At 69.3% G+C, this 13,274-nt stretch carries 15 protein-coding genes; 4 read left to right on the forward strand and 11 right to left on the reverse strand.

Annotated elements, in window-relative coordinates; genetic code table 11:
• Window positions 1–37 precede the first annotated feature (37 nt).
• From ABZY89_RS12300 to ABZY89_RS12310, 3 genes are read right to left on the reverse strand one after another with little or no spacing between them, the layout of a single operon-like run.
• Complete coding sequence (locus tag ABZY89_RS12300; RefSeq protein ID WP_355227465.1) at window positions 38–2,395, reverse strand: protein kinase; 2,358 nt, start codon at window positions 2,393–2,395, stop codon at window positions 38–40.
• Between the two features lie 45 nt (window positions 2,396–2,440).
• On the reverse strand, window positions 2,441–3,607 hold the full coding sequence (locus ABZY89_RS12305) for a hypothetical protein (protein ID WP_355227467.1): 1,167 nt from the start codon (window positions 3,605–3,607) through the stop codon (window positions 2,441–2,443).
• Window positions 3,604–4,488 carry a TIGR03619 family F420-dependent LLM class oxidoreductase gene (locus ABZY89_RS12310; protein WP_355227469.1) on the reverse strand — a complete coding sequence of 295 codons (885 nt, stop codon included), beginning with the start codon at window positions 4,486–4,488 and terminating at the stop codon, window positions 3,604–3,606. Before ABZY89_RS12310 ends, ABZY89_RS12305 begins: the two co-directional genes overlap by 4 nt.
• Window positions 4,489–4,534: 46 nt before the next feature.
• On the opposite strand from ABZY89_RS12310, the gene ABZY89_RS12315 reads away from it, so the two are divergent.
• Together ABZY89_RS12315 and ABZY89_RS12320 are read left to right on the forward strand one after the other, a co-directional pair.
• Window positions 4,535–5,020 (forward strand): nitroreductase/quinone reductase family protein, encoded by a 486-nt coding sequence (locus tag ABZY89_RS12315; protein WP_355227471.1) that lies wholly within the window; start codon window positions 4,535–4,537, stop codon window positions 5,018–5,020.
• Window positions 5,021–5,033: 13 nt separating this feature from the next.
• Entirely contained in the window at window positions 5,034–5,489 is a 456-nt protein-coding gene (locus tag ABZY89_RS12320; RefSeq protein ID WP_355227473.1) for a nuclear transport factor 2 family protein, read from the forward strand.
• Between the two features lie 3 nt (window positions 5,490–5,492).
• On the opposite strand, the gene ABZY89_RS12325 is transcribed toward ABZY89_RS12320, so the two are convergent.
• Window positions 5,493–5,882 carry a helix-turn-helix domain-containing protein gene (locus ABZY89_RS12325; RefSeq protein WP_355227475.1) on the reverse strand — a complete coding sequence of 130 codons (390 nt, stop codon included), beginning with the start codon at window positions 5,880–5,882 and terminating at the stop codon, window positions 5,493–5,495.
• Window positions 5,883–5,945: 63 nt separating this feature from the next.
• Between ABZY89_RS12325 and ABZY89_RS12330 the strand changes: the two genes are divergently transcribed.
• Entirely contained in the window at window positions 5,946–6,686 is a 741-nt protein-coding gene (locus ABZY89_RS12330) for an SDR family NAD(P)-dependent oxidoreductase (RefSeq protein WP_355227476.1), read from the forward strand.
• 95 nt (window positions 6,687–6,781) lie between these two features.
• Complete coding sequence (locus tag ABZY89_RS12335) at window positions 6,782–7,600, forward strand: class I SAM-dependent methyltransferase (RefSeq protein ID WP_355227477.1); 819 nt, start codon at window positions 6,782–6,784, stop codon at window positions 7,598–7,600.
• 157 nt (window positions 7,601–7,757) lie between these two features.
• On the opposite strand, the gene ABZY89_RS12340 is transcribed toward ABZY89_RS12335, so the two are convergent.
• From ABZY89_RS12340 to ABZY89_RS12370, 7 genes are all read right to left on the reverse strand, one after another.
• Complete coding sequence (locus ABZY89_RS12340; RefSeq protein ID WP_355227478.1) at window positions 7,758–8,279, reverse strand: hypothetical protein; 522 nt, start codon at window positions 8,277–8,279, stop codon at window positions 7,758–7,760.
• Window positions 8,280–8,336: 57 nt separating this feature from the next.
• On the reverse strand, window positions 8,337–9,065 hold the full coding sequence (locus tag ABZY89_RS12345; RefSeq protein WP_355227479.1) for a class I SAM-dependent methyltransferase: 729 nt from the start codon (window positions 9,063–9,065) through the stop codon (window positions 8,337–8,339).
• A 69-nt stretch (window positions 9,066–9,134) separates the two neighbouring features.
• Entirely contained in the window at window positions 9,135–9,917 is a 783-nt protein-coding gene (gene pcaD, locus ABZY89_RS12350) for a 3-oxoadipate enol-lactonase (RefSeq protein ID WP_355227481.1), read from the reverse strand.
• A gap of 92 nt (window positions 9,918–10,009) precedes the next feature.
• Window positions 10,010–10,591 (reverse strand): hypothetical protein, encoded by a 582-nt coding sequence (locus ABZY89_RS12355; protein WP_160023363.1) that lies wholly within the window; start codon window positions 10,589–10,591, stop codon window positions 10,010–10,012.
• 149 nt (window positions 10,592–10,740) lie between these two features.
• A complete protein-coding gene (locus ABZY89_RS12360) occupies window positions 10,741–11,790 on the reverse strand; it encodes a ferredoxin--NADP reductase (RefSeq protein ID WP_355227483.1) in 1,050 nt (349 codons plus the stop codon).
• Window positions 11,780–12,085 (reverse strand): hypothetical protein, encoded by a 306-nt coding sequence (locus ABZY89_RS12365; RefSeq protein WP_141804673.1) that lies wholly within the window; start codon window positions 12,083–12,085, stop codon window positions 11,780–11,782. Before ABZY89_RS12365 ends, ABZY89_RS12360 begins: the two co-directional genes overlap by 11 nt.
• A complete protein-coding gene (locus ABZY89_RS12370) occupies window positions 12,085–13,254 on the reverse strand; it encodes a Rieske 2Fe-2S domain-containing protein (RefSeq protein WP_355227485.1) in 1,170 nt (389 codons plus the stop codon). The genes ABZY89_RS12365 and ABZY89_RS12370 overlap by 1 nt, the downstream gene beginning before the upstream one ends.
• Window positions 13,255–13,274 lie beyond the last annotated feature (20 nt).

The following is a 13,274-nucleotide window of genomic DNA, read 5'->3' on the forward strand; positions in this document are numbered from 1 at the left end:
AGAACGTGTTTCACTTTTGCGGAAGGGGTGTGCCGGGTCAGGTCGGGAAGCTGAACCTGGCGACCTCGTCGACCCAGGCGGCGTACGCCCCGACCTCCTGCGGCACCTGCTGCGCCCGGACGAGGTCGGCGTGGGCACGGAGCACCCGGGACCAGTCGGCGCACGAGCCACAGGTGGCCCGTCCGCAGCCCGCCGTGTGCTCGCGTGCGACCTTCTCGAGCAGCTTCCGGAACGTCGTACCGTCCTCCCCCGCCGCCAGCGACTCGACCACGGCCCCGAGCACCTGGACGGCCTGCGCCGGCGCCCCGACCAGGATCGCCATCAGAATGCCGAGGGCTTGGTGGCCGGCCGGCTCGGTGCTCGCGCTCGCCACCGGGGCCGTGCGCGCGAGCCGGTAGACCGCGAGCAGCTTCCGGGCCGCTCCGGGCGTCGGACAGAACCTGGCCAGCTCGCTCGCGAACAGCGCCTCGCCCGGGGTCATCTCGAAGCTCTCGACCGGGCTCGTACGCCCGGTCCGATCGCCGGTGCCGGTGGCCAGCGCGGCCGGCCACGACGGAACCGCCTGACGCATCAGCGACCGCATGAACCGCACCGCGGGGTCACCCGCGAACGCCCGCAGCCCGAACGGCACGTCGAAGACCCGGGAGAGGTACGCCGCGGGCTCCGCCACTCGGCCCCCGATCGCCCGCCGCAGCGTCTGGGCGTCCACAGCCGCCACGACCGCGACACCCTCCTGGCTGCTCAGCTCGTCGATCGCCTGCAACACCCCGGCCGCGGTCGCCGGGTCGCACCTGTCCAGGTCATCGACGTAGACGATGGTGCGGCTCGCCAGCGGCCCTCTCAATGAGCCGGCCGGCGGGCGCGGCGGCGGTCCGGGCGGCGCCGCCCGTAACGCCGCCTCGTAAGCCGCGACCTCGCGGTCCATGGCCGCCAGGGCCATCGTGGTGCTCATCGGCTGCGCGCGGCGCTTGCCGCGGTGCCCGTCGTCCTCCGGCACGCCCGCGAGCGCGGCCCGCAGCTCGGCGGTCCGCCGCTGTGCGGCCTGATGCTTCGCCACCAGCGGCGGCGGCTCGCTCTTCCCGGCGCTCCGCACACTCTCGAGCACCGCGCCCGCCACGTCTCCGTCGGCGTACTGGCGGGCGTCGATACGCACGTGGGTGGTGCGGGCGGGGTAGGTCTCGTCGTTCTCGGTGAGCCACTCGATGCGCTCCTGGACCTTCCGCAGGAAAGTCGACCGGCCGCTGCCGGGCAGTCCCTGGACGGCGACCGAGATCGGCAGCTGGGTGCGCGCGGAGGCGAGCAGGCGGGCCAGCCGGTCGACGTCGACCCGGTGGCCGAGGACGTCGTCGTCGGTCTGGTCGAGCACCGGCGCGGGGGCGATCACGGGTTCCGCCACCGGCTCGATCACGGGCTCGGTCACAGGCTTGACCACAGGGCCAATGACGATCGGGACCTCGGCCGTGTCCCCCGCCCCCGGCGACTCGGCCTGCGACGGGAGCGGGTCCGGGGCGACCTCGATGACATCTTCCCGGGGCTCGGACATGTCCGCGAGCGGCGTGACCGGCAGCCCGAGCTCCTCCTCGACTGCCTGGAGCGCCTTGGCGAAGTCGGCGGCGCTCCAGTGTCGTCCGGCCCGGCGCTTGAACATCGCCTTGCGCAGCGCCTCGTCGAACGATGCCGGGACGTCGTCGCGCTCGATGGGCAGCGGGTCGTACTCCCGGATCCGCTCCGACAGCGCCGCGGGGGCGTTGCCACCGCCCGGCCCCTCGAACGGCGTACGTCCCGCCAACAGCGTGTAGCAGGTCGCGGCCAGGCTCCAGATGTCCGCCCAGCCGCTCGGCTCGGGCGGATCGGAGAGCATCTCCGGAGCCATCCACGGCAGCGACGTCGAACCGGCACCGCCGGGGCGCCCGGCCGAGGAGAGCCCCCCGAAGCCGACCAGCTGCGGCTCACCGCCGCTGGTCAGCAGGATGTTGGCGGGCTTGACGTCACCGTGCAGGATCCCGTGCCGGGCGGCGACATCGAGCGCGCCCGCGACCTTGATCGTGATGCTCAAGGCCTCGGCGACCGAGAGCCGCTCGCGCTGCCAGCGGGCCTGCAGATCGCCGCCGGCGCGATGGTCCATGACCACGAAGCACCGGTCGTCGTCACTGACGCCGACGGCGTGCAGGGGCAGCACATGGGGGTGGGCGGCGAGCTCGGCGACCTCCTTGGTCTCCTTGGCGAGCGCGTCCTGGGTCTCGCCGCTGAGCTGGTCGTTCCAGACCTTGACGACGACGTCGACCTTCTCCTGCGGCCACTCGTAGAGGAAGACCTCGGAGGATCCGCCGGCGCCGATCAGTCGACGATGACGGAAGCCCGGGATCGTCGGTGGCTCGTGGTGGGGACTGGCCATGGGCGGCAAGCATAGGCGTCCTACGCCTTCGCGTCGCGCCCCCTCTCAGCTGAGCATCCTGCGCGCAACTGCCCGCTGACGTGCAGTGATCCGCTCGGCATACCCCCCGGGGCTCAACGCCTCGGTGTGCGGCAGCAGGTCGCGTACGTCATCCATGCCCACCTTGTGGACCACCGGCCCGTCGGCGGCAACGAGGTCGCGTTCGAGCCGCTGCCAGCGCAGCATCAGCGAGCCGGTGCGATGGCCGGTGGTCTCGAGCCAGTTCGCGATCGGCTTGCCGTCCAGGGGTGGGCGCTCGGAGATCACGAAGCGCATCACGCCGTCGGGGTCGGTGACGGCCTGGGCCTTGGTGAGGCTGGTCTGGTGGGTCTCGTAGTCGGTCGAGGCGTACCAGTCCGAGCCGACCTGGATGCCCTGGTAGCTGCAGTCGTCACAGCGCGGCACCTCCACCACGAGCGCCTCGTCCTCGGCAAGCTCGTAGTGACCGATCGAGGAGAACTGCGACTCCAGCCCGCCCGGGGTCCGGGCCGGGACGGTGAGTGTGTTGACCGGCTCCTTGTACTGGAAGAACTGGGGGAAGGCGAACCAGGTCTGGATCGAGCCGGTCAGCGACCGGGCGGCGACCTCGTACTTCTTCCGGAGCAGGTCCTGGGTGAGCGGGCGGCGCGGCCGGCCAAGGGTGTCGGGGCGCTCGATGGTGATCATGCCGCGGGCCTCGGTGTCCCAGTCGTTGAAGACCTCGCGCACGATCAGGGTCTTCGCGCCCGGCTCGGCCACATAGGTGAACTCGAAGGAGCCGTCGTAGTCGAGCTGGAGCTTGCGGTCGTCGAACGCCATCAGGCTGGTCGCGGCGGAGTACGCGGTGTAGGCGCCGCCCATCACCTGGAAGGAGAGGTCGGCGCTGGTCCCGCGACGGCCGCGGACGACGTACTCGACGCCTTCTCGCAGGTAGGCGTTGAAGTAGATCGCGTCGGGGTTGTCCAGACCCTGCTTGGAGAACTGGTGCGTCGGGTTCACGAAGAGCGGTTGCTCGAGGTCGTAGTCGAACGCCGTCTGCATCGCCATCCGGATCCGGCCGGAGAGGTACTCGTAACCCTCGAGCCGGTCGGCCTCGGTCCGGATGAACGGCGCGTTCGCGATGAGCTCCTCCGCCTCAGCGATCGCCCGCTGCAACGGCTCGGTCAGGCCGTACGCCGCGCTCTGCTCGGTCACTGCGCAGCCTTCGCGATGATGTTCTCCCCGTACCACTCCAGGTGCTTGATCTTCTTCTCCAGTGGCTCGGGGTCGGCGCCCTTCACATAGGCGTCGCGGAAGCCGACGATGCAGTCGGTGACGCCCTTGTCCTCGAGCCGCTTGATCCCGTCGAGGTCGTACGCGTCGTAGCTGATCACGTGGACCTCGAAGTCGTCCCGGGTGTCGCCCTCCTCGCGCCGGATCTCGGCGAGGCGGACCAGGAGTCGGTCGAGCTCCTCACCGTCGCCGCCGGCGTGCATCCAGCCGTCGCCCTTGAGCACCGCGCGGCGCAGGGCGGCGTCGGCGTGGCCGCCGACGAGGAGCGGGATCTTCTCGGTCGGCGCGGGGCGCTGCTGGAGCGGCGCGAACTCGTAGAACTCCCCCTCATAGCCGAAGAAGTCGCCACTCGGGTCGGTGAGGCCGCGCAGGATGTCCATGCACTCGTCCATCCGCTTGCCGCGGCGCTTCCAGTCGACGCCGAGGGCGGCGAAGTCCTCCGGCCACGGGGACAGGCCGACGCCGAGCCCGAGCCGGTTGCCGGAGAGGAAGGCGAGGCTCGAGGCCTGCTTGGCGGCCAGCACCGGCGGGCGTACCGGCAGCTTCACCACGAACGGCGTCAGGCGCAGCGTCGTGGTCACCGCGAAGAGATGGGCGCACAGGATGAACGCCTCGATGAACTCCTTGCCCTGCAGGAACTCCCGGTCGCCGGTGTCGGTGTAGGGATAGGTGGAGTCGGACTCCTCGGGATAGATCAGGCTGTCGGCCACCGTCATGCTGGTGTAGCCGGCGGCCTCCGCCGCTCGGGCCAGCGGTGCGTAGTAGTCGGCCTGCGTCATTGCCTCGGCATAGGTGAAGCGCATGTGCCAACACTAGAACGTGTTCTAAGTTTCTGCCAGAGTGTTCGTCATGTCGCCTTCTCTCGAACGTCCCGCAGGCCTCGACTCGCCGCTGACGGCGAGAATCATCAAGTACGGCTCCCGCGCCAACACCGCGCTGTTCAAGCTGACCGACGGCCGCATCGGCGGCACCTGGCGGGTGATGGCCGGCTGGCGCAAACCCGCTCCGGTCCTGCTGCTCGAGCACATCGGCCGCAAGTCGGGCCGGACCTTCACCACTCCCCTGCTGTTCATGCGCTCGGGAGCGGATCTCGTCGTGGTCGGCTCCCAGGGCGGGCTTCCGAAGGACCCGCAGTGGGTCGCCAACCTGCGCGCCCAGCCCGATGTCGCGGTCCGCGTCCCCCGTCAGGGGCGCCGGCTCGTCCGGGCACGCGTCGCCGACTCCTCCGAGCGGGCTGCGCTGTGGCCGCGGCTGCTCGAGACGTACGCCGACTTCGAGACCTACCAGACCTGGACCGACCGGGAGATCCCGGTCATCGTCCTCTCGCCCCGCTGAAGGAGACCTTTTCATGGACGTTCAAGAGCTGATCGACCGCGCGGAGATCACCGACGCGCTGACTCGCTACACGCTGGCCGTCGACGACGGCGACTGGGACGCGCTCGACACGGTCTTCGCGGCCGACGCGACGATCGACTACTCCGAGTCCGGCGGTACGGTCGGCGAGCTCGCCGAGGTCAAGAAGTGGCTCGCCGAGATGCTGCCCGCGTTCTCCCAGAAGCGCCTGCACACGATCGGCCAGGTCGGCATCACCTTCACCGGCGAGGGCGCGGCACCGGATGCCTCGGGCTTCGCTTCGGCGGAAGTCATCGCATACTTCGACAACCCGATGGTCATCTCCGACGGTTCCGGTGGCGAGCGCGTCGTCGAGGTGGGCGGTCGCTACCGCCACTCCTTCGTGCGTACGCCGGAGGGCTGGCGCTCGCGCCACCTCCATGAGGAGGTCTTCTGGACCCGGGGCTTCTGAGCCTCAGGCCGCTTTCCCTCGGACCACCCAATCAGCGAGCCCGGCAAGGGGCACCAGCAGCTCCCGGCCGCGGTCGCTCAGTCCGTACTCCACACCCGGCGGCACCGTCGGGAAGACCGTACGCGTCACGATCCCCTCCTCCTCCAGGACGCGCAGCGTACGGGTGAGCATGCGCTGGCTGATCCCCTCGACGCGGCGCCGCAGCTCGTTGTAGCGATGCGGCCGCTCGGCCAGCATCATCACGACCAGCAGCGTCCACTTGTCACCGAGCATCTGCACGGCCTGCGTCACCGGACAGGTCTCGTACTCCCCCGCCGGGACCTTCTGCGGCAGTCCTGGCCCGAGCGCCGCGCTCACCATGTGCCGGGGCACATCGGTGTTCCCATCTGACATTGAAGTGCCTTCTTCCGCGAACGCCGCCGGGCGGCGAGGGTTGCTGACATCAGCAACCTACCCATGAGGGAGAAGAAGATGAGCACGATCGCGGTCCTCGGCGCCGGCCCCGGCCTCGGCATGTCGGTGGCGAGGAGGTTCGCCAAGGAGGGGTACGCCGTCGGCCTGGTCTCGCGCAGCTCCGACCGGCACCCGGGCTATCTGGAGACGCTGGCGGCGAGCGGCGTGCCCGCGGTTGCGGTCGCCGCCGACCTACGTGAACCGGGCGGCCCCGCCCGCGCCCTCGCCGAGATCACCTCCGAGCTGGGCCCGATCGATGTCGTCTACCACGGCCCCGGTGCCCACGACCTGAGCGCGCCCACGATCGGAATCCTCGAGACCGGGCCAGCAGACATCCGCCGTGCGATCGCCGCGACCGTCGAGCCGGCCGCCGAGGTCGCCAGCCTGGTCCTTCCCGCGATGCGCTCGCGCGGCAGCGGCTCCCTGGTGTACGTGTCCGGCCTCAGCGCGCTTGTCCCGCTACCGTTCCTCGGCCCCTACGCCCCCGCCTCAGGTGCCCTGCGGACCTACGCCCGCACCCTGGCCGCCGCCGCAGCCGAGGACGGCGTACACGTCGGCTCCCTCGTCGTCGGCGGCCTGATCGAGCGCGGCGACATCCACCAGATGCTCACCGACCCCACCACCCCCTCCCCCTACGCCACCCTCGACCCTGACGAGCTCGCCGACGCGATCTGGCGCCTGGCCTCCGGGCTCGAGGACGAGGTGGTCTTCGACGTGCTCACGCCGCAACCCGCTGAGGGCTGAGAGACCGCCGCAAACTCAGTGGCATGGCGACCTTCGGGTCTGGTTCGCTGGACGACGAGCGGTGGGCAGGGCAAACACGGAGGTCCCGCCGACGGATGACGGAGGTGATCACTGTGGCCGGCTATGGCGCACTGTCCGAGGCGTACGAGTGGTTGATTCGGGACGAGAATCTCTCCCCTGTCGGCGCTGCGGCGAGGTTCGAGGACCTGGTGACGTCTCTGCCACCGAACGCACGGGTCCTCGACTGCTCCTGCGGCACCGGCCAGCTCGCGGTCGGTCTCGCCGGACATGGCCTGGACGTCGTGGCGACAGACGCCAGCTCCGGGATGATCCGCCGAACAACAGCGCTCGCCGGCGAACATGGCGTACGGCTCGACGCACGCCAAGTCAGCTGGGAGGAGCTGACCGGTCGCTTCGAGGCCTCGACCTTCGACCTGGTGTTCTGCGTCGGCAACTCCCTCGGTCACGCCGAAGGCAGGCGCGGCCGTCTGGCCGCGCTTGCCTCGATGGCCCAGCTGCTGCGTCCAGGCGGACGCCTCGTGCTCACCTCCCGCATGTGGGAGGTCGTGCGCGCTCGTGGCTCCCGGATCGATGTCCGCGATCGCCTGATCCGCCGCAACGGTCGCGACGCAGTGGTCATCTACCACACCCAGATCGCGCCGGACTGGGAACAGGAGCACCACATGGAGATCGCCGTCACCGAGGTGAGGCCTGACGGGTCGCTCCAGACGTGCGCGGAGCGGTTGTCGTTCTGGCCCTATCGCTACGAGGAGCTCGTCGCACAGTTGCAGAGCCTCGGGCTGACCGTCGAGACAACGACCCTCGACTCCGACGGCGCCGGCTATCTGCTGGTCGCTCAGTCGGGCGTCGGCCGATTGAGCGACGAGACCGGCTTGCCGGTCGCGCAGGCGTAACCGATCTCCCTGCTCGTCGACTCACCGACGTACCCACCCGCGTTGACGATCCAGAACCCGGTCGGCCAGGTCGATCTTGCGCAGGTGGAAGCCGTCGAGCGCAGCCTTCTGATCCTCGGCGCGGCGGGCCTCGGGCAGCCCTTCACTCGCGATCTCGTCACCAGGCTGTCTGACGTGCAGTCGCGGCGAGAACCCAAACACCGAGCCCCGTGGGCGCCAAGGTCGTCCATGTCGCCGCCAACTCGGAGTCGCCCGAAGAGAGGCCGAGACCGACGAGGGTCACCGCTGGCGCAACCGCAGTCGCGATGCTCACGGCCGACCAGAACCTTCGCGGTCTCGACGAGAGGGGGATCAGCACGGACAGGACGCCGACCAGCATGAACAGGCAGAGCGCGACCGTGGCAATCAGTCCTATGAATACGACGACGTGCGATGCGTGGCTTCCGAAGTCCGCATCCGGGTTGGTCACCAAGACCTTCGCATACGCCAACGCTGACCAGACTGCCTTGACGTCGCGGTGATCATCCCCAGTCGAATCGTCGATACTGACCAGCACTGGAGCGGTCAACGACACAACCAGCAGGATCAACGCGCCCACCGCCTGGCTCGTCCGCAGACGCTGGTCCATCTCCGCCACGGCGCGCTCGACTGCACTGCTTGGTTCGTTCGTGATCGCCATCTGGCAAAGGTAAACGCCGAAGGCGAGCTGACGGGCGCATAGGAGCGGCGCGTCCGTTCAGTCCTGCACGCAAGCGAGGAAGACAGACTCCTTGCCGGGACGGTCGGGGGCGTCGCGTACGTCGGTCACGGTGAAGCCGTGGGCTACGAGGTCACGCTCGATCTCCTCCCGGCCGCGGAAGCGGAGGGTGGAGGACGAGGTCAGGGTCTCGTCGCCGATGGTGGTCGACCCCTCGAAGGTGACCAGCGGGAGGTCGACGACGGTGACCGTGCGGGTGACGACCGCGGTGCGGCCATCCGGGAGATCGACGGTTGTCGGCGCGATGTCCCAGTCCTCCCAGGCTCGGACCTCCGGGCGGCGGGTCTCGAAGACGAACCAGCCACCGGGCCGGAGGGCGGCATGCATGGCGGTCAGGGTGTCGGACCAGTCCTCGTCGGAGACGAAGACCTGGGCGACGTTGCCGGTCATGACCGCCATGTCGGCAGCGCCGGCGAGGCTGGCGAGGGCGGTCGCGTCGCCGTTGATCCAGGTGACGCGGTCGGCGTACGGCTTGGTGCGGGCGACGTCGAGAGATGCCACGGCTGGGTCGAGGCCGACGACGGAGAGCCCTTCACCGGCCAGCCGAACGGCGAGCGAGCCTGTCCCACATCCGATGTCGACGATGTGGCGAGCACCGAGCTCACCGGCGATCGCGACATAGGCATCCAGGTCGGAACGGTCGTCGTCGAAGACGTCGTAGAGGACTGCTTGACGTGGGTCCGCGAACGCGGCATCGGGTTCTCGCATCGGCTCCGAACCTAGCCAGGTCGCGGTCCTGGACGCACCTGGTTATCCCCTGACCTTCGACGTCGCCCGTCAGGTCGCCTGGAGGTGGTCGACGATGGCGCGGGTGATGATCTCGGGTTGCTGGGCGTTGGCCAGGTGCGCCGAGTCGGGGACCACCAGGAGCCGGCCGTCCTGGACCGCATCGGCGATCGACTCGAGGTGCGGGGGCGGCGTCGCGGGGTCGTCGGCACCGGCGATGGCCAGAGTCGGGGCGGTGATCACCGGGAGGTCGGCGCGGAGGTCCATGGCTGCGATGACCTCGCAGCAGCCGGCGTAGCCCTCGTCCGGGGTGGCGGCGACCGTGGCCTCGCAGGTCGCCTTCACCTCGGGGTTCGCCTCGAGGAATCCCGGCGTGAACCAGCGGGCGACGACCGTTTCGGCGACGGCCTGGGTGCCTTCGGCTCGCACCGTGGCCGCTCGGTCCTGCCAGGCGGAGGCAGGAGCCAGGTGCGCTCCGGTGCACAAGAGTACGAGGCGGTCGACGCGCTCAGGGTGGCGCGAGGCTAGGCGCATCCCGGTCATGCCGCCGAGCGAGAGACCCACGAAGTGGGCCCGCCGGACGCCGAGGCGATCCAGGAGGGCGACGACATCGTCGGCCAGGTCGTCGATCGCGTACGGGCCACCGGGCACGGGCGAGGACCCGTGTCCGCGGGTGTCGTACCGCACCACGCGGAAGTGCCGCTCGAGCTCAGACAGGTTTTCGTCCCACATCGCGTGGGTCGCGCCCAACGAGTTGGACAGCACCACCGCCGGACCGTCCGGCCGGCCCGAGACGACGTGGTGCACTCGGATGGCTTCGCAGGTGACGTCCATGCCCGAGAATCTAGGATCGACGACCTGTTGTTGTGAAGTATCGATCCCAAGGCGATTGATACGCCCGGAGTATCAAGCTCCGCGCGGCGCGCTCAGCCGAGACCCGGACGCGCGTGCAGGCCGCCACCGGACTCGTAGAGCAGACCCTTGTCCTTGATGAGCTGGCCAGCGGCGGCCAGGATCGGGCTGTCGCCCACGGCGGAGCCGGCCATCGAGGCGATCGCCTCGAACATCTTGATCGCGGCGTCGTCGACAGCCGGCCAGTTCCACTCCGAGGGAGCGGCACCGATCGGCTCCACAGCGTGCCAGCGAGCCGCACGGGCCTCGGCCATCGTGTTGAGCGTGCTCCAGCCGAGGCCGCCGAGACCGACGACGCCACCGAAGTTGAGCCCGATCAGACCCCAGCCATTGCACCGATACTCGAAGGCCGAGGGACCGAACTCCGACTCCTCCAGCTCGACCCGGGTGATCACCGGCTCAGGGCCGGTGTTGGGGGCGTACAGCTTGAACGCGGGCCTCGCGGCGAGCAGCGATGCCGATGCCGTCGTGGTGATCTCGGTCAACGGCTGGCCAGGTGCCGAGTAGGCATCGAAGACTCGGAAGCCGAGGTCGAGGGCATAGCCGACGACGAAGCGCCGATCGTCCTGGGCGGCGTAGAAGTTGCGATTGAACACGTTGGGGGAAACCTCGCTTGAGCCCTACCGGTCAGCCGACGACGTTCCTCGGGGTGACACGGTGGGATGTGGTTCGGGCAGCGCGACACTATCGCGCCGCGCGCCTCGACCTGGCAACCGGTTGGTGATCTGTGTCTCTCGCGAGTCCCTCAGGAGTAGGTGCCGCGGACGGTGTCGGTGGTCGGCAACGACTGGCAGCCGAGCCGGATCCCGTCGTCGAGGTCCTCCTGCTCGAGCACGTCGTTGCGCACCATCTTGACCTCACCCTCGAGCAGCCGGAACGCGCACGCCGAGCACTCGCCCTCGCGACACGAGTAGGGCGCCTTCACACCCTTCGCCTCGAGGAACTCGAGCATCGGAGTGCCGGGGTCCCAGTCGTCGTACGTCGCGGTGGCGCCGTCGAGCTCGATCTCGAGCGTGGCGGGCTGCTTGGGGCCGTCGTCGACAACCTCGGTCTCCGCCTCCTCGACCGGGGCGACCTCGCCGAACGGGTTGCCGCCCAGGGAGGCGAACTTCTCCTGGTGTCGCCGCGCGCGCGGGAACTCGAGCTCCTTGAGCGCCGCGATCGTCGCCTTCATGAACGGCGCCGGCCCACAGACGAAGGCGTCGTACGTCAGACGGTCGGCCGCGAACGCCTTGAGCTGCTCACCGGTGGGCAGCCCCTGGACCGACTCGAGCCAGTGGACCACCTGGAGCCGGTCGGGGTGCTCGGCGGAGAGCCGCGCCCACTCCTCGGCGAAGATCACCGAGCGCTCGTCGCGGTTGGCGTAGAAGACCACGATCCTTCCCGTGCCCTCTCGCAGGGCCGTGCGGGCGATCGAGATGATCGGCGTGACGCCCGAGCCGCCGGCGAAGAGCAGGAAGTCGGCGTCGATGTCGGCAGGGGTGAAGATCCCGCTCGGCGGCAACACCCGAAGCGTGTCGCCGGGGCGGAGGTTGTCGCAGATCCAGTTGGACGCGTAGCCGTCCACGGTGCGCTTGACGGTGACCGTGAGGGGGTCGCCCGGGGCGCTGGAGAGCGAGTAGCAGCGCGCCGCCAGGCCGTCGCGGTCGCTCGGAACGGCGACGGTGAGGAACTGCCCCGGCTTCGGCTGGAACGCGTGCCTCACGTCTTCGGGCACCTCGAAGACGATCGAGTGGGCGTCGGTGGTCTCCTTGACCACGTCGCTGACGGGCAGCAGGAAAGAGTCAGTAGCCATCCTCGGCTCCGATCTGGATCCGGCCGTCGGCGACGGCTGCTTCGATGGACGCCGCCAGACGAGGGCAGCGGGCATGGATGAGCCGCTCGCCGTTGGCGGCGGCCTTGCGGCGTACGAGATCCGGACACTGGGCCTGCGCCTCGGCCGTCCACTGGACGGAGGTCTGGTGCTCGCTGTTCTTCTTCACCCCGACGCGGGCGAGGCAGTCGAGGCACTCCACCTCGACCAGGCGGGCCTGGGTGTAGAGCCGCTGGTCCTCGACGGTGTCCTCGGACGTCGGGACGAACGAGGCCATCAACTGACCCCTGCGTCGCTCGACTCAGGGTTCTCCGCCTTCTCGGCCTCGATCCGGCGCAGGTTCTCGGCCACCTCCTCGTGCCAGAACTCGTTGGCCTTGGTGGTGTCGACCTCGAACTCGAAGCGGGCACGCATCTCGGGCTCGATGTCGGCGACGTCGACGTAGAACTGCTCGTACCAGCGGCGCAGCTGGTAGACCGGGCCATCCTCCTCGCACAGCAGCGGGTTCTGCACCGGCGCCTTGTTCTCCCAGATCGCTACGTCCTGGAGGAACCCGTCACCGAACATGTCGGCGTACTTCCTGCCGATGAAGTTGGCGGTCTTGTCGTCGAGACCCTCGGGCTTCTTGACGGTGATGCCGTACTGCAGGAGGAACGAGTCGGGGCCGGTCGGGATGTGGCAGTTGATCAGGATCACCTCGGTCACGAAGCCCTTGTAGTCGACCTCGAGCCAGTTGATCATGTACGCCGGGCCGTAGTAGGTCGCCTCAGACTTGAGGAACATCTCGGCGTCACCGTAGCCACCGGACACGTCCGGACGCCCTCGGGAGGCCATGTACTGCGTGGCCGTGTGGTCCTCGAAGACGTTGCGGAAGTCGGTCGGGAAGGCGAAGTGCACGTAGTAGAAGTGCGCCATGTCGACCACGTTGTCGATCAGCTCGCGGCAGTGGCTGCCCTTGATCGGGACGGTGTTCCAGATCCAGTCGGTGTAGATCTCGCGGTTGCTGACGTCGGGCAGCTCCGGCGGCAGGATGTCGTAGTCGGGCTTCGAACCCTCGGGGTCGTGCCAGATCAGCAGCGAGTCGTTGCGGATCACGGTCTCGTACGCCTTGGTGCGAGCGCGCAGGGGGACGCGGCGGGCATACGGGATCTGCTTGCAGCGGCCGTCGGCGCCCCAGCGCCAGTCGTGGAACGGACAGCCGACCTCGTCGCCCTTCACCGTGCCCTGAGTGAGGTCGCCGCCCATGTGGCGGCAGTAGCCGTCGAGCACGCCCAGCTCGCCCTTGGTGTTCTCCCAGACGACCAGCTTGCCGCCGAACGCCTCGACGGCGTGGGGCTTGCCGTCCTTGAACTCGCTGGCCAGACCCAGACAGTGCCAACCGCGCGCGAAGCGCTCCGGCTGGGTGCCGTGGTCGAGCGTGCGGGTCTGGGTGGTGGGGTCGGCCATCGTCGTACCTTCCGCTGGTT

The sequence above is a fragment of the Nocardioides sp. NPDC006303 genome (genome assembly GCF_040613175.1).
GTDB lineage: Bacteria > Actinomycetota > Actinomycetes > Propionibacteriales > Nocardioidaceae > Nocardioides.

Excerpts from the sequence above, each read along its gene's own strand:
- ABZY89_RS12300 (WP_355227465.1), bottom strand. The coding sequence starts at position 2,395 with ATGGCCAGTCCCCACCACGAGCCACCGACGATCCCGGGCTTCCGTCAT.
- ABZY89_RS12310 (WP_355227469.1), bottom strand. The coding sequence starts at position 4,488 with ATGCGCTTCACCTATGCCGAGGCAATGACGCAGGCCGACTACTACGCA.
- ABZY89_RS12315 (WP_355227471.1), top strand. The coding sequence starts at position 4,535 with ATGTCGCCTTCTCTCGAACGTCCCGCAGGCCTCGACTCGCCGCTGACG.
- ABZY89_RS12320 (WP_355227473.1), top strand. The coding sequence starts at position 5,034 with ATGGACGTTCAAGAGCTGATCGACCGCGCGGAGATCACCGACGCGCTG.
- ABZY89_RS12325 (WP_355227475.1), bottom strand. The coding sequence starts at position 5,882 with ATGTCAGATGGGAACACCGATGTGCCCCGGCACATGGTGAGCGCGGCG.
- ABZY89_RS12330 (WP_355227476.1), top strand. The coding sequence starts at position 5,946 with ATGAGGGAGAAGAAGATGAGCACGATCGCGGTCCTCGGCGCCGGCCCC.
- ABZY89_RS12335 (WP_355227477.1), top strand. The coding sequence starts at position 6,782 with ATGACGGAGGTGATCACTGTGGCCGGCTATGGCGCACTGTCCGAGGCG.
- ABZY89_RS12340 (WP_355227478.1), bottom strand. The coding sequence starts at position 8,279 with ATGGCGATCACGAACGAACCAAGCAGTGCAGTCGAGCGCGCCGTGGCG.
- ABZY89_RS12345 (WP_355227479.1), bottom strand. The coding sequence starts at position 9,065 with ATGCGAGAACCCGATGCCGCGTTCGCGGACCCACGTCAAGCAGTCCTC.
- pcaD (WP_355227481.1), bottom strand. The coding sequence starts at position 9,917 with ATGGACGTCACCTGCGAAGCCATCCGAGTGCACCACGTCGTCTCGGGC.
- ABZY89_RS12360 (WP_355227483.1), bottom strand. The coding sequence starts at position 11,790 with ATGGCTACTGACTCTTTCCTGCTGCCCGTCAGCGACGTGGTCAAGGAG.
- ABZY89_RS12365 (WP_141804673.1), bottom strand. The coding sequence starts at position 12,085 with ATGGCCTCGTTCGTCCCGACGTCCGAGGACACCGTCGAGGACCAGCGG.
- ABZY89_RS12370 (WP_355227485.1), bottom strand. The coding sequence starts at position 13,254 with ATGGCCGACCCCACCACCCAGACCCGCACGCTCGACCACGGCACCCAG.